General features: G+C 39.4%; 22 protein-coding genes. 10 read left to right on the forward strand and 12 right to left on the reverse strand.

What is annotated here, in order from left to right:
• From ACNI3T_RS03270 to ACNI3T_RS03280, 3 genes are all read right to left on the reverse strand, one after another.
• The coding region (locus ACNI3T_RS03270) for a LysE family translocator (RefSeq protein WP_418226608.1) at window positions 1-583 on the reverse strand (583 nt) is incomplete at its 3' end.
• Between the two features lie 5 nt (window positions 584-588).
• Window positions 589-1611 carry a quinone-dependent dihydroorotate dehydrogenase gene (locus ACNI3T_RS03275; protein ID WP_418226609.1) on the reverse strand — a complete coding sequence of 341 codons (1023 nt, stop codon included), beginning with the start codon at window positions 1609-1611 and terminating at the stop codon, window positions 589-591.
• 126 nt (window positions 1612-1737) lie between these two features.
• On the reverse strand, window positions 1738-4611 hold the full coding sequence (locus ACNI3T_RS03280) for a TonB-dependent receptor (protein WP_418226610.1): 2874 nt from the start codon (window positions 4609-4611) through the stop codon (window positions 1738-1740).
• 230 nt (window positions 4612-4841) lie between these two features.
• On the opposite strand from ACNI3T_RS03280, the gene pepT reads away from it, so the two are divergent.
• Together pepT and ACNI3T_RS03290 are read left to right on the forward strand one after the other, a co-directional pair.
• Window positions 4842-6083 (forward strand): peptidase T, encoded by a 1242-nt coding sequence (gene pepT / locus ACNI3T_RS03285; protein ID WP_418226611.1) that lies wholly within the window; start codon window positions 4842-4844, stop codon window positions 6081-6083.
• Window positions 6084-6088: 5 nt separating this feature from the next.
• Window positions 6089-6679: a YdeI/OmpD-associated family protein gene (locus tag ACNI3T_RS03290; RefSeq protein ID WP_418226613.1), complete on the forward strand. Its 591-nt coding sequence runs from the start codon at window positions 6089-6091 to the stop codon at window positions 6677-6679.
• 50 nt (window positions 6680-6729) lie between these two features.
• Here the strand turns inward: ACNI3T_RS03290 and yajC are convergent, their stop codons facing one another.
• The 4 genes from yajC to ACNI3T_RS03310 all read right to left on the reverse strand — a co-directional run bounded on the left by yajC (window position 6730) and on the right by ACNI3T_RS03310 (window position 9682).
• Window positions 6730-7023 carry a preprotein translocase subunit YajC gene (gene yajC, locus ACNI3T_RS03295; protein WP_295179343.1) on the reverse strand — a complete coding sequence of 98 codons (294 nt, stop codon included), beginning with the start codon at window positions 7021-7023 and terminating at the stop codon, window positions 6730-6732.
• Between the two features lie 8 nt (window positions 7024-7031).
• Window positions 7032-7496, reverse strand: a complete 465-nt coding sequence (locus ACNI3T_RS03300) for a DUF1573 domain-containing protein (protein WP_322302117.1) — start codon at window positions 7494-7496, stop codon at window positions 7032-7034.
• A 53-nt stretch (window positions 7497-7549) separates the two neighbouring features.
• Window positions 7550-8494: a transcription antitermination factor NusB gene (gene nusB / locus ACNI3T_RS03305; RefSeq protein ID WP_141877038.1), complete on the reverse strand. Its 945-nt coding sequence runs from the start codon at window positions 8492-8494 to the stop codon at window positions 7550-7552.
• 84 nt (window positions 8495-8578) lie between these two features.
• Window positions 8579-9682 carry a Glu/Leu/Phe/Val family dehydrogenase gene (locus ACNI3T_RS03310; RefSeq protein WP_418226614.1) on the reverse strand — a complete coding sequence of 368 codons (1104 nt, stop codon included), beginning with the start codon at window positions 9680-9682 and terminating at the stop codon, window positions 8579-8581.
• Window positions 9683-9815: 133 nt separating this feature from the next.
• On the opposite strand from ACNI3T_RS03310, the gene ACNI3T_RS03315 reads away from it, so the two are divergent.
• The 5 genes from ACNI3T_RS03315 to ACNI3T_RS03335 all read left to right on the forward strand — a co-directional run bounded on the left by ACNI3T_RS03315 (window position 9816) and on the right by ACNI3T_RS03335 (window position 17268).
• A complete protein-coding gene (locus ACNI3T_RS03315; RefSeq protein WP_418226615.1) occupies window positions 9816-11573 on the forward strand; it encodes an ABC transporter ATP-binding protein in 1758 nt (585 codons plus the stop codon).
• 73 nt (window positions 11574-11646) lie between these two features.
• Window positions 11647-12027 (forward strand): PUR family DNA/RNA-binding protein, encoded by a 381-nt coding sequence (locus ACNI3T_RS03320; protein ID WP_418226616.1) that lies wholly within the window; start codon window positions 11647-11649, stop codon window positions 12025-12027.
• A 78-nt stretch (window positions 12028-12105) separates the two neighbouring features.
• Window positions 12106-14619: a M14 family metallopeptidase gene (locus ACNI3T_RS03325; protein WP_418226617.1), complete on the forward strand. Its 2514-nt coding sequence runs from the start codon at window positions 12106-12108 to the stop codon at window positions 14617-14619.
• Window positions 14620-14763: 144 nt separating this feature from the next.
• A complete protein-coding gene (locus ACNI3T_RS03330) occupies window positions 14764-16554 on the forward strand; it encodes a TrkH family potassium uptake protein (RefSeq protein ID WP_418226618.1) in 1791 nt (596 codons plus the stop codon).
• Window positions 16555-16557: 3 nt separating this feature from the next.
• A complete protein-coding gene (locus ACNI3T_RS03335) occupies window positions 16558-17268 on the forward strand; it encodes a potassium channel family protein (protein ID WP_322302111.1) in 711 nt (236 codons plus the stop codon).
• On the opposite strand, the gene ACNI3T_RS03340 is transcribed toward ACNI3T_RS03335, so the two are convergent.
• Window positions 17265-17603 carry a tRNA-binding protein gene (locus ACNI3T_RS03340; protein WP_418226849.1) on the reverse strand — a complete coding sequence of 113 codons (339 nt, stop codon included), beginning with the start codon at window positions 17601-17603 and terminating at the stop codon, window positions 17265-17267. The two genes, ACNI3T_RS03335 and ACNI3T_RS03340, sit on opposite strands and share 4 nt — an antisense overlap.
• Before the next feature lie 68 nt (window positions 17604-17671).
• Here ACNI3T_RS03340 and ACNI3T_RS03345 point away from each other — a divergent pair, with 68 nt between their 5' ends.
• Window positions 17672-18229 (forward strand): thioredoxin family protein, encoded by a 558-nt coding sequence (locus ACNI3T_RS03345; RefSeq protein ID WP_418226619.1) that lies wholly within the window; start codon window positions 17672-17674, stop codon window positions 18227-18229.
• 94 nt (window positions 18230-18323) lie between these two features.
• On the forward strand, window positions 18324-18968 hold the full coding sequence (locus ACNI3T_RS03350; RefSeq protein ID WP_418226620.1) for a peroxiredoxin: 645 nt from the start codon (window positions 18324-18326) through the stop codon (window positions 18966-18968).
• 30 nt (window positions 18969-18998) lie between these two features.
• Here the strand turns inward: ACNI3T_RS03350 and ACNI3T_RS03355 are convergent, their stop codons facing one another.
• The 3 genes from ACNI3T_RS03355 to ACNI3T_RS03365 form a co-directional block, all read right to left on the reverse strand.
• A complete protein-coding gene (locus ACNI3T_RS03355; RefSeq protein WP_322302108.1) occupies window positions 18999-19547 on the reverse strand; it encodes a YfiT family bacillithiol transferase in 549 nt (182 codons plus the stop codon).
• A gap of 61 nt (window positions 19548-19608) precedes the next feature.
• Complete coding sequence (locus tag ACNI3T_RS03360) at window positions 19609-20541, reverse strand: peptidylprolyl isomerase (RefSeq protein WP_418226621.1); 933 nt, start codon at window positions 20539-20541, stop codon at window positions 19609-19611.
• Between the two features lie 36 nt (window positions 20542-20577).
• Window positions 20578-22206, reverse strand: a complete 1629-nt coding sequence (locus ACNI3T_RS03365) for an amidohydrolase (protein ID WP_418226622.1) — start codon at window positions 22204-22206, stop codon at window positions 20578-20580.
• Window positions 22207-22328: 122 nt separating this feature from the next.
• On the opposite strand from ACNI3T_RS03365, the gene ACNI3T_RS03370 reads away from it, so the two are divergent.
• Window positions 22329-22898, forward strand: a complete 570-nt coding sequence (locus ACNI3T_RS03370; protein ID WP_418226623.1) for a hypothetical protein — start codon at window positions 22329-22331, stop codon at window positions 22896-22898.
• 47 nt (window positions 22899-22945) lie between these two features.
• Here the strand turns inward: ACNI3T_RS03370 and ACNI3T_RS03375 are convergent, their stop codons facing one another.
• Entirely contained in the window at window positions 22946-24682 is a 1737-nt protein-coding gene (locus ACNI3T_RS03375; protein ID WP_418226624.1) for a porin family protein, read from the reverse strand.
• Window positions 24683-24698 lie beyond the last annotated feature (16 nt).

Genomic DNA, 24698 nt, shown 5'->3' on the forward strand with positions numbered 1-24698 from the left:
ATATGACCACCTGTAACCATTTCAGAAATATACCAGAAGAGGGATGAGATCTTACCCAGCCGGAAATCCTGTTTGCGGCAAAAGCCACCAGACAGAAAATGACCAGTGCCTGTAACATGAAAACAAAACCAAGAACATAAAATTGCCAAACGGTATCGCCATCAGGTTCCCACAGAAATCCAGGAAAGAATGCGAGGAAAAAAATTCCAACTTTTGGATTCAGGACGTTCATGATGAATCCCTGTCGAAATAATGACCACAGACTTTTATTTTTAATTCTTTCTGAAGATAAGGCAATTTCAGGATTAGATCTGTATACCTGGTATGCGAGGTATAGCAAATACAAAGCTCCAAGTATTTTTATGATGAGAAAAGTAATTTCAGATTGCCGAATGATCGCGGAAACTCCAAATGCAACAAGGCTGGTATGAATAATTATTCCAGAGACCAGTCCAAGTGCCGTAGCTATTCCCTGTTTTGCTCCATATGCGATCGATCTTACCAGCACATAGATGATATCTGGTCCCGGTGAAAATGTAAGTAGTATGGACGCTGTAAGAAATGGAATTAGTTGTTCGAGCATCTTAGCTATAATCCTTTCTCCAGAATCTTCTTGTTAATATCTTTTATTAGCTGAGGGCCTTCATAAATAAAGCCTGTGTATAGCTGAACCAAACTTGCTCCGGCTTCCAGTTTTTCCACAGCATCTTCAGCCGAATGTATTCCACCAACCCCAATAATAGGACAGGAACGACCGCTTTTTTCAGAAAGAAAACGTATCACTTCTGTAGCCCTTTTAGTGAGAGGTTTTCCGCTAAGTCCGCCCATTTCGCTTTTGTTCTCAGACTGCAGTCCTTCACGTGAAATTGTGGTATTAGTAGCGATCACCCCGGCGATTCCGGTTTCCTGAACGATCTCAATAATATCCAAAAGTTGTTCGTCTGTAAGATCTGGTGCGATCTTTAATAAGATAGGCTTCGAAGTATTCTTAAGTTCATTTTTCTTCTGAAGAGTGTTCAGCAGGGCTTTTAATGGTTCTTTATCCTGAAGTTCCCTTAGGTTCGGAGTATTTGGCGAGCTTACATTCACCACAAAATAATCTACGTAATTAAAGAGTGCTTCAAAGGAATAAACATAATCATCTACCGCTTTATCATTTGGAGTAAGCTTGTTCTTCCCAATATTACCACCAATAAGCACGTTTGTATTTTTCTTTAATCTGGCCACCATCTGCTCCACCCCTTCATTATTGAAACCCATACGGTTTATAATGGCTGAATCTTCGGGCAACCTGAATAATCTGGTTTTCTCATTTCCTGGCTGAGGCTTTGGCGTTACAGTTCCTACTTCCACAAAACCAAAACCTAAAGCTGAAAGTTCTTTGTAAAGTTTTGCATCTTTATCAAAACCTGCGGCCAGACCTACAGGATTCTTAAACTTCAGTCCGAAGACTTCCCGTTCCAAACGCTTGTCAGAAATATTGAATCTTGATCTAAGAAAGGCTAATGCTCCGGGGACCTTACAGAATTTCCGAAGAATATTAAAAGTGAAATAATGAATCTGCTCTGGATCGTACTTGAAAAGCGCTGGTCTTATGAGTGACTTATACATCTAGGTAGGTTTATGCAAAAGTAATTGAAATTCTATAAAAGCAAACCTCAATCGGGTTTACTTCTATGCTATCGAAAATAAAAAAGGCAGCCATCTGGCTGCCTTTTATACCTTTAATTGAACTATTTAATCAAGAGTTATACTCATTCTTGCAAACATAAATCGTCCTCCAATCCCAAATTGCTGAGCTCTACGAGACCAGTCAAATCTTCCTGAACTACGGTTGTTGAATGCCTCTTCTGCTCTATCTGGATAAATATCGAACAGGTTGTTAGCTCCAATTGTAAAGGTAAGAGCATCTGTGGCCTTATATCCAACAGAAAGGTCTGTCACCACTTTTGAACTAAAAACCTGCTGATTTGCCAATGTTGTTGAAGCTTCTGTCACTTCACCGAAATAAACATTTCTTAGAAATACATTAAAGTCCCCGGCTGTCAAACTGTTAGTTAGATTCACTTTAGTTCTTGGCACTGCTTCTTCAAGGTACACACGGCTATCTTCCGGAAAATAAGTATCTACTAAACCAGCTCTTTCGAGAACATCAGAAGCATTTATATCTCCAACTTGTTTGGTCTTGGACAAAGTTGCTGCAAGATCAGATTTAAGACTTACATCATCATTGAAGATCGCACTGTGCGTTAATACAATATCCAAACCTTTAGATTCTGTATCGATTGCATTTGCAAAGAAAGAAGCTGCAGTAGCATTAGCCTGAGCCAAAAGGTTGTCAAGTTCAGTTCCTGTACCAGGTCCCTGAAATTGCCCGGTATAAACAATACGATCGTCTATCGCCACCAAATAGCCATCTACAGTAAGTGAAAGGTTCGCATCAGGAATTTTAGCTGTGAAACCTAAACTTATACTTCTGGAAGTTTCTTCTTTTAGCTGAGGAATCCCCAGTAATTGTGCTGGACGGCTATCGTTTGAAAAAGTACCAACTTCCTGTGGATTCCCGGCATTATCAAAGATCGTTGATGTAGAATTAAAATAAAGCTGGTGCAAAGATGGAGCTCTGAAACCTGTATTTGCAGCACCTCTTATATTGATATTATCGGTGAGCTTATATCGGGATGATAATTTGAAGTTGAGAGTTGAACCAAAGTCGGAGTAATTCTCAAATCTCGATGCGAAGGTAACCAGCATTTTTTCACTGAAATCCATCTCAACATCGAAATATCCTGCGATACTGCTTCGCTCTCTGGAAAGCTCATTCTTTGGACTAAATCCAGGGAACACCTGCGAACCACCTGGTCTTGCACTGCCAAAAAAGTCGGTAGCCGGGTCCTGATCTGATCTCACTACTACATCACCATTAGCGGTGTACTGTTCATACGAACCTTTTTCACCTGCCATGATCTCATAGTTTTCAAAACGATGTTCTGCTCCAAATGCAACGTTCATTCCCATAAAAACATCTTCAAATAATCTGCTTACATCTAAATTAGTAGTGTTTTGCATAAATGAAAATCCACCGGCATCGAATGCTGTTGGACTTGCTCTCTGTAAAGATGCATTGGCAGTATTTGAAATAAAATACTGGAATTCATTCTGTCCCCATGTATTACTAAAGTCAACTCCCCAATCACTAATTTCTCCTTTAACTCCTACTGCAAAAGACTGATCTTTAATTTTGGAATTGATTTCCGGAAGGAAACCATTGATATAAATTGGAGTGTATGTACGACTTTGGTTTGGCAGCCTATAGAAACCAGCAGAATTTCCTCTTCGGGAACTTATACCTGCAAACGAATATAGTTCAGTTCCCTCTTCATCTAGTGGCAAAGACATATTTGCGAAAAATCTACCTCCTCTTAGACCAGATTGACCAACTCTCATATTAAAGTCTGTTCTCTCCAAACCACGTGCATCCAGTTCATTTTCTGTGACATCAAGGCTAAGAAGTGACTGTAGTGTAGCTCTATCTGGAGCATTACTAATATCATCCTGAAAATCGTTGGTAAAGTAAGAAACCTGCTGAGCAAAATCCTTTATTTGATCATCAGAAAGATTGGCAATATTGGCTCCTGCGTTAGCGGCACGGTTTTCAATTGCATTATATGCATTAAAAATAGACCCTTCCCATTCTTTCATCCGGTTATAATCTTCCCGGTAATCGAAATCACCAGAGAATGTGACATAACCACCTTTATCTCCTAAACCTATTCCATAACTTGCTGCTACGTTTACGGTCTCACCATCTACCCCACCAGTTTGCTCATTGGCATTCTTAGAAAAATTGGCACCGGTGGTAACGTTCAAACTTAGTTGATCTGTTTGATCTTCAAGAACTATATTAATCACACCTGCAATTGCATCAGACCCATACTGAGCTGCTGCCCCGTCACGTAGAACTTCAATTCGTTTAATAGCTGAAGCCGGAATCGCGTTAAGATCGGTTCCCACACTACCTCTACCAAAAGTACCATTTACGTTTACCAGGGAAGAGTTATGTCTACGCTTTCCATTAATTAATACAAGCACCTGATCTGGACCAAGACCTCGAAGAGAAGCCGGATCTATATGATCTGTTCCATCAGAAATAGTTTGAGTATTAGAAGTAAAGGATGGCGCTACATAATTAAGCATTTGATTAAGATTAACCTGTGGTACTGCGGTAGCCATTTCTTTTACATCGAGTACATCAATAGGAACTGTACTTTCAACAACAGTACGGCTTCGGTTTCTCGAACCTACAAGAACTACCTCTCCTAGCGCCATACCGGACACCATGGTGACATTAATTTGCTCCTGATCAATTAATACTTCGCGAGCATCATACCCTACGAAGGTGAAAACTAAGGTTTGACCAAATTCAGCCTCCAACATGAATTTTCCATCAAAATCTGTAATGGTTCCCTTATTAGTATCTTTAATAGCAACAGAAACTCCACCAAGCGGCTGAGAGTTTTCGTCCATTACTAATCCTTCAATAGTTCGATCCTGTGCCTGCAAGACCGAACATATAAAAAACGATAAAATTAAAAAGTAATAGTTCTTCATAATAATGGTTTTTTGGTTTCATTAAATATAACTCATTTATAATTAGCATTTTAAGCTCAAGACATATAGCCTGAATTTTAAAATTAAACTATACATAGGCTACAATTAAACTGAAGACGAACCAGCAAGATTTTCCATATTATTTTAAAAAGATTAAGAAAAAAGAGATATTCGAAAATTATATTTGCAACATTCTATAAATTATAGATTTACCTAATCATTAAGTTAAGATGACCAACAAACAACATATCATAGACAGATTTTTAAGCTACGTAAGGATAGACACACAAAGTGATCCTGAAAGTACTTCGACACCCAGCACCATGAAGCAATGGGACCTGGCGAATAAGCTAGTAGATGAATTGAAAGCTATTGGGATGCAGGATGTAACCATAGATGAGCATGCCTATGTTATGGCAAGTCTGCCTGCAAATGTTCCACACAAAGTTCCTGTGATCGGTTTTGTCTCACACTTTGATACAACTCCAGATTTCTCCGGTACAAATGTGAAGCCACAGATCATCGAAAATTATAATGGTAAGGACATTGTTCTTAATAAAGAGAAAAACATTATTCTTTCTCCGGAATACTTTGACGACTTATTACTATATAAAGGCAAGACGATTATCACTACAGATGGCACAACCCTACTGGGCGCAGATGATAAAGCAGGGATCACAGAGATCATGACAGCTATGGAATACCTTGTTAATAATCCTGAAATTCCGCATGGAAAAATAAGAGTCTGCTTTACACCAGATGAGGAAATTGGTCGTGGAGCACATAAATTTGATGTAGATAAGTTTGGCGCAGAATGGGCCTACACCATGGATGGTAGCCAGATTGGAGAACTCGAATACGAGAATTTCAATGCCGCTCGTGCAGTTGTAAAAGTGGAAGGGAAAAGTGTACATCCTGGTTATGCTAAAGATAAAATGGTAAACAGTATGTATATAGCCCAGGATTTCATCAATTCCTTACCAAGATTGGAAACTCCGGAGCATACTGAAGACAGGCAGGGATTTTTCCATTTAAGTAGCATCAAGGGTGATGTGGAAGAAACTATTCTGGAATATATTATAAGAGATCATGACCTCGGGCACTTCCAGGCTCGTAAGGAAATGATGCAGGATCTGGCCAGTGAGATCTGCTCACAATACGACCGGGATCTGATTACTATTGAAATTACTGACCAATACCGGAATATGCGTGAAAAAGTAGAACCGGTAATGCATATCGTAGACCTCGCTCGTGATGCGATGGAAGCAGTGGATATCGAACCTATTATCAAACCAATTCGTGGCGGGACAGATGGTGCTCAACTGAGCTTTATGGGACTTCCCTGCCCTAACATCTTTGCAGGTGGTCACAATTTCCACGGAAAATATGAATATGTACCGGTAGAGAGTATGCAGAAAGCCGCAGAAGTGATCGTAAAACTTGCGGAACTTACCGCTAAGAAATACGAATAGAAGAATTGAGTAAGATAAGTTCCATTAAAGAATATGTACTACTGCACGCCGAATGGGATGCACAACTCAGGCAACTTATAGGCGTAATGGAACAAACTGAATTATCAGCTTCCATCAAATGGGGAGCACCGGTCTATAGCCTGGATGGCAAAAATGTCATTGGTCTTGGAGCTTTTAAAAACCATATTGCCATCTGGTTTTTTCAGGGTGTATTTCTCAAGAAGAACACAGCACTACTGGTCAATGCTCAGGAAGGCAAAACAAAAGCCCTGAGGCAAATCAGGTTTGAGCGAAATGACAATATTAGCAATGCCTCGATTATTCCTTATATTGAAGAAGCGATAGCCAACCAAAAAGCAGGTTTGGAATTAAAAGCGAAACCAAAGTCTCTTGAAATCCCTGAAGAACTTGAAGCTATATTAAATGGCAATAAGTTGCTTAAAGATGCCTTTCACGATCTAAGCCCTGGAAAACAAAAGGAATACGCTCAATATATTGCTGAGGCTAAAAAACAAGCAACTCGAACAAATAGAATTAAAAAGATCGAACCTCTAATTTCACAGGGAAAAGGACTTAATGATCGCTATAGAAAATAAAAAAGCAGCTCTTTGAGCTGCTTTTTCGTTTAATAATATGTGTTCGAAAATTATTTCTTCTCTACAACCGGAGCATTCAGTTTCTGACTCATTTCCATAGAAATGGATGAACGATCAAAAGTGATCTTACCGGCGCCTGTTTCAATAATTACCGAATTATTCTTTTCGCTGAAATCAATAATCTTACCGTGCATTCCACTTTTGGTAATGATGCGATCTCCTTTTTTAAGTTCAGCGGCAAATGTTTTTTCCTGTTTCGCTTTTTTCATTTGTGGTCGTATCATAAAAAAATACACCACCACAAACATCAATATAATCGGTGCAAACTGGGTTAATTGATCCATATATGCTTTTAGCTAGCTGTTTCTGTTTCCGCAGCTTCTACAAAAGCTTTGATTTTTAATTGTTCTTTTCCAGCTTCAGTATTTGCAGATACTGTTACAGTCTTAGTTACCTGTCCATTACCAGAACCGTTGAACTTTACAAGCATCTCTCCAGATTCTCCCGGTTGGATAGTTTCATTCTTAGGATAGGTTGGTACCGTACATCCACAAGAACTTGAAGCATTGGTGATCACTAAAGGAGCTTTTCCTGTGTTCGTGAATTTAAATACGTGCTCAACGTTTGTTCCCTTAGCAATATTTCCGAAATCAAATTCAGTTTCTTCGAAAGAGATTTCAGGATAAACAGTCGCCTGCGCATCACGTTCAGCTGAAGCTTCTACGTTCTCTGCTTTTACTTTATCTGAGGCGTTGTCTTGACATCCGGTTAACAGCATAGCCCCTGCAGCTGCAAACATCAAAATTGTTCTTTTCATGACGAAGTTATTTTGTTTAATTTCTAATAGGTAAAAATACTAAAAAATCTTTACTACATCAGGCCCCTGCCCATTTTATTTAGCTTGCCTTCTGTCTGGTATTCCTTAGAAAGTTTATCCAGCACACCATTAATAAAAATGCTACTTTTTGGAGTACTATATTCCTTTGCGATCTCCAGGTATTCGTTGATAGTAACCTTTACAGGGATACTACTAAATTTTAAAAACTCACAGATCGCCATCTTTATAAGAACCATATCTACTTCGGCAATCCTGTCTTTATCCCAGTTCGGAGTTTTCCCCAGCATCTCTTCGGAAAGATCCTCATCATTAAGATAGGTCTTCTGAAATAATTTTAAGGCGAATTCTCTATCCTCATCGTTTTTGAACAAACGAGCGATCTGCTTTTCTCTACCGGTAGATTCTTTTAACTTCTGAAGAAATTTAAGAGCGGCGGTATTTACCAACGGAAGATCATCTACCCAGGTTAACTTTTTATCCTCAAGATAATCGTATAATTTCTCGTTAGGAGCTATAATCTCCTTGAAGATCTGGATAATAAGCTCTTTATCATCTTTAAAACTACCTTCACGAGTATTCATATATTCTGAATAAAGCTCGCTGTTTCTAATCTCATTCCAGATGATCGCCACATATTCATCATCCTGTTTCCAGTGATTAATTTTGTGGTCTTCTAATGCCTTCTGAATACTTTCGTTTTCATTCAGGATCTGGAAGATCTGGTTATCAATAAATTTTCTATTGGGATCTTTTTCCTCGTTTGTAGCAAGGTGTTTTTGCTGAGATTTCTCCAGGTACACTTCAGCATGTTCTCTTATCTCGGTGATCAAACTCAACTGAAGCAGAAAAAGGTCATACATTTCCTGCATACTTTTCAGCAGGAATTTCTCTTCTGTGGCAAGGTTGTCATTCTGGCTTTGGTTAAATGCATACAGTGACTGCATTACTTTAACCCTGATATGTCTTCTTGTCAACATAATTGTAAAAGAACTTTTTAGGAATTAGAAAGGGCGAAAGCTTTTCGCTTTCGCCCTGCAAAAATATTAATAAATTAGAACTGACTAATTTAAATTCTGTTTTTTTCTGTCGGCAATACGTTGCTTCGCTATTTGTAAAGCTGCGAAGTGCGTAGTAATATCGTCTTTAGAAGCTTTTTCAAGAATTCTCAAAGTTGTATTATAGATATTCTCCGTCTTGCGCATGATCTCCTGCTTGTCGTAATTCTCCAATTCAGCATACACATTAATAATTCCACCTGCGTTGATAAGGAAATCTGGTGCATAAACAATACCTCTGTTCTGAAGGATCTGCCCGTGAGCTACCTCGTCTGCTAGTTGATTGTTCGCAGCCCCTGCAATGATATCAACTTTCAGTCTGTCTATGGTATCATCGTTAATGGTCGCTCCAAGTGCACAAGGTGCATAAATATCTACATCAGCAGCATAAATATCTCTATCTGTAAATATATGTGCTCCGTATTTCTTACTTACTTCTGCAAGCCTGTCCTCGTTGATATCTGTGATATAAACTTCAGCTCCATCACCGGTTAGATATTCTACCAGAGTTTCTCCAACATGACCAATTCCCTGAACCAGTACTTTTTTACCTTCAAGATCATCTGTTCCATACTTGAACTTAGCTGAAGCTTTGATCCCCATAAATACACCATAGGCAGTAATTGGAGAAGGATTCCCTGCTCCACCCTGAGATTCTGAGATCCCTGTCACATAAGGGGTCACTTCACGTACAGTATCCATATCTGAAGTTTCCATACCTACATCTTCTGCAGTGATATACTTACCACCCAAAGAATGTACAAATTCTCCAAAACGCTTCATGAGCGCAGGAGTTTTATCTGTTTTAGCATCACCTATGATAACAGCTTTCCCACCACCAAGATTTAGACCGGTGATCGCACTCTTAAAGGTCATACCACGAGAAAGACGCAATACATCGTTAACAGCCTCCCATTCACTGGTGTAATTCCACATTCTGGTACCTCCCAGAGCTGGTCCTAAAACCGTATTATGGATACCAATTATTGCCTTTAAACCTGTATCTTTGTCGTTGCAAAAAACGATTTGTTCATGTTCGTCAAAAGACACCTGTCCAAAAACCGGAGCAGCTTTTTTTAGTTCATTTGCATTTAGAACGTCAACTTGCATAATTTGTTGATTTTTAAATTATTCAGATTTTGAATTTGGTCAAAAATCCGCCGCAAAAATAATAATTATTTAAAAAGCACGGATTCTAAACGTGTTAAATTACAGAATCCTCAACTTTATAGAATTTCACTGAATGAAGAACCTTCAGCATCTCAATAAATATTTCTACAAATACAAATGGAAACTACTTATTGGATTGGTTATTACGATTGCCGCCAGAATTTTTGGGATCTACTATATCCCTTTAATTGGTGAAAGTACGGTTATTATTGAAGAATATATCAATGGCGAAGTGACCGATGTCTCTGTGCTCAAAGATGAACTTCTTTACAATATCCTGCTTATAGTAGGAACCACACTTATATCTGCCTTCCTTACTTTCCTGATGAGGCAAACTTTTATCGTGGTTTCCAGGCATATGGAATATGATCTTAAGAACGAAGTGTATCGCCACTACCAGGATCTCTCTTTAAACTTCTACAAGAAGAACAGAACCGGAGATCTTATGAACAGGATTAGCGAAGATGTCTCTAAAGTGAGGTTATATTTAGGTCCTGCTATCATGTATAGTGTAACAACATTCACCTCTACGGTCGTGGTTTTGATCTTTATGATTCAGGCCGCCCCTTTACTTACTTTATACACGGTAATTCCACTACCGGTCCTGGCCTTCTCTATTTATAAGTTAAGCGTCGCGATCCATAAAAGAAGTACAGTTGTACAGCAATATCTTTCAAAACTTAATACGTTCACCCAGGAAAGTTTTAGCGGGATCGCCGTTATAAAATCTTATGGTCTGGAACCTCAAACCAACCATAACTTTACTGAGCTCTCTAACGGTAGTAGGGATAAGAATATTGACCTGGTAAAGGTACAGGCATTTTTCTTCCCGCTTATGATCCTTTTAATCGGGATTAGTAATATTATCGTGATCTATATTGGAGGTAGGCAGATCATTTCCGGAGAGATCGAGAATATCGACGTGCTCGTAGAATTCATACTTTATGTAAATATGCTAACCTGGCCGGTTGCAGCTATTGGATGGGTAACCTCCCTGGTTCAGCAGGCGGAAGCATCCCAGGAACGGATCAATGAATTTCTTAGTGAGAAACCTGAAATTACCAATCCCAAGGCCGAACAGGATACGATCAATGGTAGTATTGAATTTAAGAATGTTAGCTTTACTTACGATGATACGAATATCACCGCTCTTAAGAATGTAAGCTTTAAAGTTGAAAAAGGGGAAACACTGGCGGTGATTGGAAAGACAGGTTCTGGTAAATCGACCATTCTGGAATTGATTGGTCGCCTTTACGATATTGACCAGGGTGAGTTGTTGATCGATGGTCGTAGAATTGATACCGTGAACCTGGAAAGTCTTCGGGAAAATATTGGTTACGTCCCACAGGATGCTTTCCTATTTAGTGACAGTATTAGAAATAATATCAAATTCGGAAAAACAGACGCTTCCGAAGAAGAAATTATTACAGCGGCAAAAAATGCATCAGTACATAAAAATATTCAGGCTTTCAGCAAAGGTTACGACACTGTTCTAGGTGAACGAGGAATTACCCTTTCTGGCGGACAAAAGCAACGGGTGTCTATTGCGAGGGCAATTATACATGATCCCGAAATTCTCTTATTTGATGATTGTTTATCTGCAGTTGATACTGAAACCGAAGAAGAAATACTGAATAATCTCTTCGAAATAACGAAGGAGAAAACTACGATCATCGTGAGTCACAGAATTTCTTCAGCTAAAAATGCCGACAGGATCATTATCCTTGAAGACGGACTGGTAGTACAGGAAGGCAGTCATGAGCAACTGATTACTACTGAAGGATACTACAAGGAACTCTACGCTAAACAGCTAAATGAAAAAGAAATGTGAAAATTTTTTGCTAGATGTTAAAAATTTTTAGATTTTTGAGCTCGTTAATAACAACCATTAAAGAATCTATTTTATGAGCGACAAGGGAATGATGGAGAAAGAGGAAATATTCTCTAAAGTTTTAAGAGCAGGAAGAAGAACTTATTTTTTCGATGTAAGAAGTACCCGTGCAGATGATTATTATCTTACGATTACAGAGAGCAAGAAGTTCACGAACGACGATGGTTCTTTCTACTACAAAAAACACAAGATCTACCTATACAAAGAAGATTTTGATGGATTTAGAGAGATCCTTGAGGAAATGACGAACTTTATCGTTAATGAAAAAGGTGAGGAAGTGATCAGCGAACGTCACCAGAAAGATTTCAAAAAGGAATATGATGAGCAGCCAGTTGAGCAAACAGCATCTCCGACAGCAGAGAAATTTACAGATGTAAGTTTTGATGATATCTAGATAAAACGTCTATACACTATACAAACCGTCCCTATCAGGACGGTTTTTTTTATATTAGGGCTTTTCAAAAATAAACCAATGCGCAAACTATTACTTTTTTCTCTTTTTCTAGTATTCCAGATAAGCCTCGCTCAGGAGGATGATCTGTCTATGAGCTACTATTTACCTGCTGATATTTCATATAACCAATCTATTCCTACGCCTGAGGAGAATTTCGGTTTCATTCCCGGCGAATGGCATGTAAGCCACGACCGCCTGGTTTCATATATGCATACCCTTGCAGCGGCCTCTCCCCGAATGAAAATTGAAAACCGTGGAACTACTTATGAAGGTAGGCCTTTGATCCTGCTTACTGTTTCATCAGAAGAAAATATTGCTAATCTTGAAGAAATCAGAAAAAAACATATTGGTTTAGTCTCTGAAAATTCTTCGGAAGCTCTTTCGAACATGCCCGTTGTGATCAACCAGGGATTCTCCATCCACGGGAATGAAGCCAGTGGATCCAATGCTGCCCTCCTTTACGCTTATTATCTTGCCGCAGCTGAAGGTCCCGAAATTGAAGAAACTTTAAAAAACACAGTAATTCTGTTGGATCCCGCCTTCAACCCAGATGGGCTTCAACGATTTGCTTACTGGGCAAATACGAATAAGAGCAAAAACATCAATCCAGATCCACAGGACAGGGAATACAGCGAGATCTGGCCGGGCGGCAGAACCAATCATTACTGGTTCGATATGAATCGTGACTGGCTACCTGTGCAATTACCGGAGTCCCAGGCAAGGATCAAAACATTTCATGACTGGTATCCTAATGTTCTAACAGATCATCATGAGATGGGATCAAATTCATCCTTCTTCTTTCAGCCTGGAATTCCTTCACGTACACACCCGCTTACTCCGCAGCTAAACCAGGATCTGACTAAAGAAATTGGAACTTATCATGCTCAGGCATTCGATAAAATTGGATCTCTGTATTATACCGAAGAAAATTACGACGATTTCTACTACGGAAAAGGCTCTACCTTCCCAGATATTAATGGAAGTATAGGAATTCTTTTCGAACAGGGTAGTTCTCGGGGCCACGCGCAGGAAACTGATAATGGCATTCTAACATTTCCATTTACGATTCGCAATCAATTTACAGCGGCACTTTCAACTTTAAAAGCTGCTGAAAACATGCGTGAAAAATTGCTAAACTATCAACGTGATTTCTTCAAAGAGTCTCGAAATAGTGCTTCTAACGGTGCCTATGCTTTTGGTAGCGAACATGATCCAATTAAGGCTTATGAACTTGCAAAAATATTGAAACGCCACCAGATCGAAGTTCACAAAGTTGATGAGGATTTTACGGAAGCGGGCCTGACATTCAAAAAAGGTAATTCTTATGTAGTACCTAAGAATCAAAGGCAACACCGACTATTAAAAGCCATGTTCGAACGTAGAACGGATTTTCAGGATAGCCTGTTTTACGATATATCAGCATGGACATTCCCTTTAGCGTTCAATCTTGATTTTTCTGAAGATGTTGCCATGAAAAATGCCGGAGAGAAGATCCAGAAACTGGAAATACCTGCACCAGAGAAACCTAATAATAGTTCTTATGCCTACCTGCTGGACTGGCACAGTTACCTTGCTCCAAAAGCTCTGAATATGATCTTGGAGAAAGGTCTTCGCGCCAAAGTTTCCATGGAAGAGTTTACCTTTGAAGGCGATGAGTATGCTGCCGGAACGATCATGATCCCTGTTCAAAATCAAAAATTAGAACAGGATGAGCTTTATAGTTTTATCACTGAAGTTTCTGAAGAAAGCCATATAGCCATTAAGGGAATTCCAACTGGAATGACTGGTGGAATTAATCTTGGAAGCAACCAGTTTCGAGCAATTGAACCTCAACAGGTTGCCATTCTGGTGGGTGGATCCATATCTTCCTATGATGCCGGGGAGATCTGGCATTTATTCGACCAGCGTTACAACATGAAAATTACCAAACTTGATCTTAAAGACCTATCCGGAAGTGACTTGAGCAGATATACCGATATCATAGTACCAAGTACCTGGGGCGGTGGATTGAACGATGGAGTTGCGACTCAGCTGAAGGATTGGACTAAAAACGGAGGAACTATCATAGGGTTTAGAAGTGCTGTAAACTGGCTAAAAAGCAATGATTTTATAGACTTTGAGACTAAAAAAACCGAAAATACCGCAAAGGACGTCAGTTTTGGAGAACGTGGTGACTTTCGTGGTGCACAGGTAATTGGAGGGGCGATTTTTGAAGCAGATCTGGACAGAACTCATCCAATCGCTTTTGGATACAATAGAGATAAAATCGCGCTTTTCAGAAACACGACTATTTTTATGGAAGCAGATAAGCAGAGCTACAAAAATCCTATTCGCTATACAGAAAAACCTTTACTGAGTGGATATATAAGCAAACCAAACCTGGATTCTCTTGCCGGAACAGTTCCATTTAAACATAACAGACTGGGTCGCGGGGAAGTAATGCTATTTACAGACAATACAAACTTTAGAGCATTCTGGTATGGAACCAACAAATTACTGATGAATGCTATCTTCTTCGGAACAGAAATGTAACCGATAGTTTGGGTAAATTTTAGCAATCTTATATAGTCGGTTACATAACTTTGTACCGGTTTGTTAAGGAAAATAGGTCCGGTAGTTTCAAACTTACCGGACCTATTATTTTAATCCAGTATTCATGCTTCTAAATTCCAATTATTGAAATTCTCCGGATTTAAATCATGGTTAAGAAACGAGAGGTTTTTAAGTTACCTCAACCGGCTCTCCTTTTTTGCCAGTTGCATCGCATTGCTCGTAGCTCTTTACGATCTGGGATTCAAACAGGAAGATTCCCAGGAAGCACAATTAAACAGTTTTTATTATGTAGTCCTATTGATAGGGATCGCAGCGATCCTATGTCGGTATTTTGTTCTTAAGGTCAAGGTACCTGCCAGGATAAGGTTCCTCGACGCCATCCTTGGGACTCTTATTCTCCTGTTAAGTATCGTGAAAACCGATGTTCTTATGGGGAATTTTCCTGGTTTGCAATTCCTCAATAAGATGGCCTACATGTATTTTGCATCGCTGGTATACTTCATACGGGAACTTGCCACCATCAATTTCAGGTTCAATAAAGCATACTTAAATCCGGCTCAGCTATTTATAAGCAGTTTCCTGGGAATTATATTAGTAGGAACTGGTTTGCTGATGTTGCCTAAGGCGACACATGAAGGAATCGGACTTCTGGATGCACTTTTCACTTCTACCAGCGCAGTTTGCGTGACCGGTCTTATCGTAGTGGATACCGGTTCTTATTTCACCACTTTCGGGCAGTCCATCCTTCTACTTTTAATGCAGTTGGGCGGACTCGGGATCATGACCTTTGCCAGTTATTTTAGCTATTTTTTTCGGGGACAGACCAGTTTCGAGAATCAGCTTTTGCTGAAAGATACTACCAATTCAGAACGTATTGGTGAAGTTTTCGGCGTCCTAAAAAAAATTCTATCTATCACTTTTCTTACTGAACTGCTGGGAGCGATATTTATATATTTCAGCTTAAGCGAAAATGAATTAAGCCAGATTAGTGATCGTATATTCTTCTCAGTATTTCACGCGATAAGCGGCTTTTGCAATGCAGGATTCTCTACCCTTGAAAACAGTCTTTATGAACCAATTTTCAGATTTAATTATCCGCTACATCTGGTAATTGCAATATTATTCATTCTTGGAGGTATCGGTTTCCCTATAGTTCTGAATATTTATAAATATCTGAAATATATTTTTTCAAATCTAATGCTCAAGCTCAATAATAAAAGGCCTTTACCTTACTCGCCATGGGTGATCAATCTCAATACACGAATCGTCATTGTAACCACAATAATTCTATTAAGTCTAGGAACTTTAGGTTTCTATATTCTGGAATACAACAACACTTTGGCAGAGCATAACTGGTTTGGAAAGATCGTCACTGCATTCTTTGGAGCTGCTACGCCGCGTACAGCCGGTTTTAATACCGTAGACATGCAGGCATTAAATGTAAGTACGCTTATGCTTATTTTTATGCTCATGTGGATTGGAGCCTCTCCTGCATCTACTGGTGGTGGGATTAAGACGAGCACCATTGCCATTGCCGCATTAAATTTTGTAAGTCTTGGAAAAGGCAAGGATCGTATCGAGGTATATAAAAGAGAAGTATCAAGTAATTCCATTCGCCGGGCATTTGCCATTATATCGCTCTCCCTGATGGTGATTAGCATCGCTATCTTCCTGATGACGATCTTCGAAAAAGATATACCGATCATAGACATTGCTTTTGAAGCATTTTCGGCTTATAGTACCGTGGGACTTTCCACAGGAATTACTTCCAGCCTTTCATCATCGTCTAAAATCGTCCTTATCTTTACGATGTTTATTGGAAGAGTTAGCATGCTCACCCTTTTAATTGCTATGCTTCGGAAGGCTAAACATCTTAATTACAGAGTCCCTACAGATGAAATTTTAATAAACTAACACATGAAATATATCGTAATTGGTCTTGGAAACTTTGGATCGTCCATTGCAGAACAGCTTACAGAAATGGGCAACGAAGTTATTGGTGTGGATATTAGTATGAGTAAGGTTGAGAGCATGAAGGAGAAAATAACTCATGCTATTAGTCTGGATGCGACAGATATGGAAGCAGTAAAGAACTTACCGCTGAAGGATTGCGACGTGGTGATCGTTGGAATTGGAGAAGATAAAGGTGCAAATATCATGGCCGCGGCGCTTATGAAGCAAATGAAGGTGAGAAGAATCATTAGCCGTGCAATAGATCCACTACAGCGAACGGTGTTGCAAACGATGGGTATTACAGAAATTATTCACCCTGAAGAAGAAACTGCTCACCGCTGGGCACAAAGATTAAATCTTGAAGGCGTGGTGGATAGTTTTGAGCTGGACAGTAATTTTAGCATTGTTGAAACTAAAATACCTGAAGAGTATCATGACAAAACCGTAAAGGAACTGGACATCAAAGGAGAATTCAATATTCTTATACTTACGACCATGAATGTTTCTGAAGGTAAAAATGAACTTGGAGCTACAACTGAAAGAAATACCGTACAGGGAATTGTACATGCAGATACCAAATTATATAAAGACGATATCATGGTGCTGTATGGCCACAATAAAGACATCCGCAAGTTACTGGATCAGCATAAAAAGTTTAAAGAAGCCCAGAGTTAAGCGATCCTGAGTCCGTTTGGTACTTTTTGATCTGGTGAGAGCAATACAACATCAGTTTCATCACCTACCACTCCCATCACCAGGCATTCGCTTTTAAAACCAGCAATTCTTTTGACTGGGAAGTTTACTACGGCGATCACCTGTCGCCCTGGAAGTTCCTCCTTGGTATACCTTCTGGTGATCTGTGCAGATGTTCTCTTCTTACCAATTTCTTCTCCAAAATCTATCAGCATCTTATAGGCTGGCTTTTTAGCCTTCGGAAGTTCTTCGGCTTCTAGAATTGTACCTACTTTTATATCAACTTTCTCGAAATCCTCCCAGCTAATCTCACTCATCATATTCAGAATTTAAAGATGGAAAAATAGAGAATATTGAGCATTAATAATTAATTTTAAAGAAAAAGATGTCACTTACATCCTCAAAAATGCTTCCGCTTGGAAGCGATGCTCCAGACTTTAAGCTGATGGATACCAGAACCGGACATCTGCTGGATCTAAAGAATATCAAAGGTGAAAAAGGAACGCTTATCATGTTTCTTTCAAATCACTGTCCGTTTGTAAAGCATGTAAATGGAGAGATAGTAAGACTCGCTAATGAATACAGGCAACTAGGCTTTGGCTTCGCGGGTATAAGTAGTAATGATCCCGAAAGTTACCCAGAAGACCATCCAGACCTGATGACAGAAGTTGCATCGAAAAATCAATATTCATTTCCTTATTTATTCGATGGCACTCAGCAGATCGCCAGAAAATACCAGGCAGCCTGCACGCCAGATTTTTTCCTTTTTGATGCTGAACTTAAATTGATCTATCGTGGGCAGTTGGATGACAGCAGACCTAACAACGGCCTGCATTCTAATGGGAGAGACATCAGGGAAGCAATGGATGCGGTGCTGAATAATCGTAAGGTCAATAAAGATCAAAAGCCATCGATTGGTTGTAATATCAAATGGAAAACTTAATTTAACTTGATCTTGTCATCTGACTCCCTGCAATTTTTTAAATTTGAATAACCTACTATTTCAGTAGGATTTAACAATATAAAACAGACTGATTATGAGTGATTTAAAATTAGGCGATATAGCACCAGACTTTACTGCAGATACATCTGAAGGTAAAATTAGTTTTCATGAATTTCTAGGCGATAGCTGGGGAATCCTATTCTCTCACCCGGCAGATTATACTCCTGTTTGCACTACTGAATTAGGAGCTGCTGCGAATTACGCTGAAGAATTTAAGAAAAGAGATGTAAAGGTACTTGCACTTAGTGTTGACGGAGTAAAGTCTCACAAGGACTGGATCAAGGACATTAATGAAACTCAGAACACCACGGTGAACTTTCCGATCATAGCAGATGAGGACAAAAAGGTCTCAGATCTATACGGTATGATCCATCCCAAAGCTGATAGTACCCTTACCGTACGCTCTGTATTCGTGATCGCGCCAGATAAGTCGATTAAAATGACGCTTACATACCCCGCGAGTACAGGTAGAAATTTTGAAGAATTACTTAGGGTAATTGACTCTTTACAACTTACTGCTTACAATAAAGTGGCAACGCCAGCGAACTGGAAACATGGAGATGACGTAGTAATTAGTCCATCGGTAAGTAATGAGGAAGCTGATAAAATGTTCCCGAAAGGTTACACAACGGTGAAGCCTTACCTGAGAACAACTGCTCAACCGGAACTAAAAAAGTAATATTCCGATTTATAAAAAAGAAAAGGCTGGTTAATCCCAGCCTTTTCTTTTTTTAAGTTCTATGATATGCTCCAGGTGATGTTTCCCATGCCAGGCATAATTCGCCAGGCTTTGTTTTAAACTATAACGAAAGCCAGATTCCGGATGTATAAAAGTTCTCTCGAAATCCTCTGTGCTCATATTTTCCAGCAGGATGATCCATTTCGCATGCAAAGCCTTAAGGAACCCAAGGGATAGCGTTACCGGTGTGAATTTTGAATCTGCCAGTTCTGCAAAACCTTTCTCATTGAATGCCTTGATGGTTGGCTCATCTTCAGTAAGCGCCCATTTAAAGCGCATAAATGCACTCATATGGCTATCGGCAATGTGATGCACTAATTGCCGGATGTTCCAGCCTTCAGGACGATAGACCATTTGTAATTGATCCTGATCAAGATGTTCGACTTCCTCGATCAATGCTTGTGGTAATCTCGCCACTTCATCAATATAATTTCTTATGTTTTCTACGGAAACCTGTTCCGGAATTTGAAATTCCCCGATAGGAAATTTCAAATTTTCGATCTCTTCTTCTGTACTCATATCTAAAAATAGAAAACGCCCCGAAGAATCAGGGCGTTTTTAAGAAATATATAAGTCTATATTATTTTACATCCATCAATTCCACATCGAAAATAAGTACAGCATTTGGTGGTATTACACCACCTGCACCACGTTCTCCGTAAGCAAGGTCTGATGGTATTACCATTCTCGCTTTATCTCCAACCTTTAGCAATTGTATACCTTCATCCCATCCCGGGATCACATGGCCTACACCTACTGGAAATTCCAAAGGCTGATTTCTTTTATATGAAGAATCGAAAACAGTACCATCTGCTAACTGACCTTTATAATGTACCGATACGTTCTTACCTTTTTCAGCCTGCACACCATCACCCTTCTGAATGATCTGGTATCGCAAACCACTTTCTGTAGATTTAAAACCTGCAGCAAGCTTATCTAATTCAGCAGCAGCTTTTTTCTTTGCTTCAGCCTCTTTTTCCTGTTTTTGAGCATTGAAAGAATTAAATGCCTCAGCAGCGTCGAATCCTTCAGCTTCTGCACCAACTCTTACAATCTCCAACTTTTCGATCGTATCGTTCTGCTGAATCTTATTCACTACATCCTGTCCTTCAACCACACTTCCGAAGACTGTATGCTTACCGTCTAACCAAGGCGTTTCCACGTGGGTGATAAAAAACTGACTCCCATTAGTACCAGGTCCGGCATTTGCCATAGATAATTTCCCTGGCGCATCGTGTCTAAGATCTGCATGAATCTCATCATCAAAATTGTAACCAGGTCCACCAGCTCCGGTTCCCTGAGGATCTCCTCCCTGAATCATAAAATCTGGAATCACTCTGTGGAATTTAAGTCCGTCGTAATAAGGAACTCCCTTATCTTTGGGGTCATTTTCTATCTTCCCTTCTGCAAGACCTACAAAGTTCCCTACAGTTCCAGGTGTTTTTTGAAATTCCAGTTCAGCGAGGATCTCTCCTTTAGAAGTATGGAATTTTGCGTATAATCCGTCGTTCATTGTTTTAAATTTTAATAAGCTACAAAGATAATTGCTTTAGTTCTTATAGACCTGCTCCCCTGCTACAAAAGTTGAGATCACTTTCGTATCTGGAACTTTATCGATCTCTACTTTCATAAGATCACGATCAAGGATCACGAAATCTGCAAATTTACCTGCTTCTATACTTCCTTTCTCGTTTTCTTCAAAATTTGAATAAGCCGCCCAGATGGTCATACCGCGTAAGGTCTCTTCCCTACTTAGCGCTTCATCTCTCATAAATCCACCTTCCGGAAAGTTTTTGGTATCCTGCCTGTCTACTGCAGCGTAGAAAGTAAGAAATGGATTAACCTGTTCTACAGGAAAATCTGTTCCAAGAGCTACCATTCCCGCCTGGTTTAAAAGTTGTTTATATGCATAGGCACCTTTGATCCTTTCTTCCCCAAGTCTTTCTTCAGCCCAGTACATATCGCTGGTTGCATGAGTGGGTTGGATAGATGGAAGGATATTTTTACTGAAATATTTAAAATCATCTGCATCGATCACCTGCGAATGCTCCACTCTCCATCTTCTATCTTCAGAATCACTTAAAAGTGAATCATAGGTTTTGAGAACCATATAATTAGCAGAATCCCCAATGGCATGCGTATTCATCTGAAAACCAGTTTTCGCGATACGTTCGGCAGTAGCTTTAAATTCTGAAACCGGTGAAAGCAATGCACCGTAATGACCATCACGATCTGTATAAGGTTCTTTCAAAGCTGCTCCACGGGAACCAAGTGCTCCATCTCCGTAGAATTTTACTGAACGCACGTTGAGTAGATCAGTCTTATAAGGTCCCTTTTCCAGATAATAATCAAGATTCTTATCGCTGTTACTCAGCATCGCGTACAAACGAATTTTCAATTCCCCGGTTTTATTAAGACTATCAATAAGCTCAATTACCTGCTTGTCCAGTCCTGCATCATCCACTGTAGTTAATCCATAAGAAAATGAGATTTCCTGAGCAGCCAGTAATGCTTTCTTCTGGGTTTCAATATCTGCGCGTTCGGTGATCTCTTCAATAAGCATCATTGGATTATCGACAAGGATCCCAGTTAGTTTCCCGTTTTTCTGCTCGATATCGCCACCATCAAATTCGGTATTCGTAGTGATTCCAGCTTTATCAAGTGCCGCCTGATTTACCAGCATCGCATGACCATCTATCCTGGTGATTGCAATTGGCGTATCAGGAAATAACTGGTCAAGGGTGTCTTTTACAGGAAATTCCTTTACTTCCCAGTCATTTTGATCCCATCCACGACCTACGATAAATTCTGTTTTATTTTCTTTCTGAAATTCCTCAATTCTGGCAACAACCTCAGCAAAGCTTTTAGTCTCGGTAAGATCCACACGTTGCTGCTGCATCCCAAGACCGTAGAAATGTGCATGAGCATCGACAAGGCCTGGATATACTGCCTTTCCTTTAGCATCTAATTCTTCAGAAAAATCGAATTCTTCTCTTAATGCTGCTTCAGTTCCAACTTTAAGGAACTTACCATCTTTGACGGCAAAAGCTTCCGTAGTATTAAATTCAGAATCAACGGTATAAACTACGCCATTGAACACTAATAGATCTGCCTTATGTTTTTGTGCTACGCTCGAGAACGTAATAAAAATGGCAAAAACCAGTAATAATCTTCTCATATTTTAAATTTTCAACTAAAATAATCAAAGAAGCATAAGCTTGAAGTGTAATTCACGGAAAATTAAGGAAATGCAAGTAGCAGCACGCAACCAAATATATAAATCTGTATCTTCCTACTACTATGATAAAATTAAGCACATTTAGCTGGTCACTTGTTTTTCTTTGCGCAGGTTTCTGCTGTCCTGAAGAAGATGATTATATCGAACCCGCCACCTACACTATAGAAGCTCCGGGCCTTATTGAAATTAAAGATTCAAGGACGAGCTATGCATTGAACGATACGATATGGATCAAAACTAAAGTTCCCTTGAATCTGGAACATAATGGTGAGCTCCTTGATATTTCTGAAGTAGCTGGAAATTCAGACAGGCTATATGCATATCTGGATCTATACCAGCAAACAGGTTTTGAGAATCCTACGCTACTGAGTCATAGTCCAGATGAAGTAATTATTCGTAAAGGGGAAGTTTCTACCAGTAGTGCACTCATTGCTACCGCTTTTTTAAACGGACAGAAGTTTCAAAGTGAATTTGGTATCGTTCTTAAACAGCCTGGAGAGTTTTTTATTGGCACTTACTATCAGCAACCTCTCAACCTTTTTGTAGATAGCAATAACGGAGTAATAGTTTATCTACTCACTACTATCAAAAATTCAGATGAACCCGATTTGTTTAGATTTACTGTAGAATAAAAAAAGGAACCTTTTTAGGTTCCTTTTGCTTGTATTTAGATTGATTTCTAATTAAAATCGAACTTATAGGTCACTCCTCCCAGAACCTGAATACCCTGAACGTTGTAGTCCATCCATTTCTGGTAATTATTGTTCAGCAGGTTACTTCCTTTTACAAAAGCAGACAATTGATCATTGAATCTATAACCAACATGAGCGTTGGCATCAAAATAACTATCTAGAGTAACTATTGGATCTGCAAATGTTAGGCTTAAAGACCGGTTTTCATCTTTACGCTCCCCCACAAAAAACAGATTCGCTCCAGAATACCATTTTTCAGTTATCTGATAATCTGCATTCAGACTAGCCGTCATATTTGGCAAATTCCATGCTTCTGCCTGATCATCTGTACTATAGTTTAAAAATTCAGTATTAATTCCTAGCCTGAAGTTTCTGTTCACATCTACATTTAGTTCCGCAGCAAAAGCGAGAGTTTTTACATCGTCATAAACCACATCGAAACTGTTTCCATTCGTATATGGTTCCCCATCGAGTACCATTGCATCGTAATTTCTTCGGAACAATGGTTTGTCAAACTGAGATTGATAACTAGCTTTTAGATTATAAGAGATCGTGTTAGTTAGCTTTCCTTTTCCACCAACATAACCTTTATATTTACTATCGGTTGGCCTGATCGTAAGCGTTGGTGAAATATACGGATTCGTCTGGTAGAAATTATAATATGTATTCTGTTCAAGATCACCATCAAGACCAGCATAGGCCGTAAAGTAATCTCCAGCAAGTTTATAGCTAGCATTCACGGTAGGATAGATATAAATGTCGCCATCACTGTTCTCCACATCTGCGCCATACACGAAATTCACACCAAGATTAATACTAAGATCATCTCTCAGTATCAATAAACTTGGGTTTGCATTGAAGATCATATAAGTATAATCATACCCTTCATTAGAGTCATAACGTTGCTCGAACTTCCCGTTTAGAATATCTGCTCCAACATTAGTTGTAATCAACTCTTCGGCGATCTCCACTTCAAAAAGACCATCTACATTAAAGTGATTTTCGGCAGTGGAAAATGCATCTCCGGAATGTCTGAATTTGGCCTTCGCCTTTTCGAAGAAGCTATCATATAGTTCGATCTCACTTCCAACATATACCGAATAGTAGTTTTGCTGAGGATCCAGATTAGCCAGAAATTGAGAAGTATCAGGATTTGCCGGTACATTGTATTCCGGAAGTCCGTACCAGTTGAACAATTGATGCTCAGCTCCAAACTCTGCGATCCAGGAAAGATCACGATTCCTGGTATTGTAATTTAAGTTTAACTCGGTATCGTAGAATTTATCATCCAGGTAAACATCATCGATACCACCCTGAGATGAATTATGAGTTAGGAAAACACCAAAGTTCTTACTACGATCAATTTCAATATTGGAGTAGAACTCCGCCAGAACATTGGAGTAGTTTCCGAATCCAAGGGTTGCGTAATTATCGTAGACCTTTGGTGGTCTTACTCGCTCCACTGTGGTAGCCCGACCTTTTACCGGAGTAAAAGTTGATGCCACCGGAACGGAGAATATGGAATATTTTACAGGCTTTTTTTGCAAAGTCACCGAGTCATTTCTTACCGGGCTAGCTTTTATCTTACTCGCATCGCGAACAGATGGTGTATATGGTTTAACTACGGTTACCGTTTCGCTACCTAAAGGGTCCTGGGCATATACTATCCCGCCGAAAAGGATTAGACCGAAAAACAGATTTTTCTTAATTGCTTGAAATCGCATATAGCAGTGAATCTAT

It is taken from the genome of Christiangramia qingdaonensis (assembly GCF_048381525.1).
GTDB lineage: Bacteria > Bacteroidota > Bacteroidia > Flavobacteriales > Flavobacteriaceae > Christiangramia.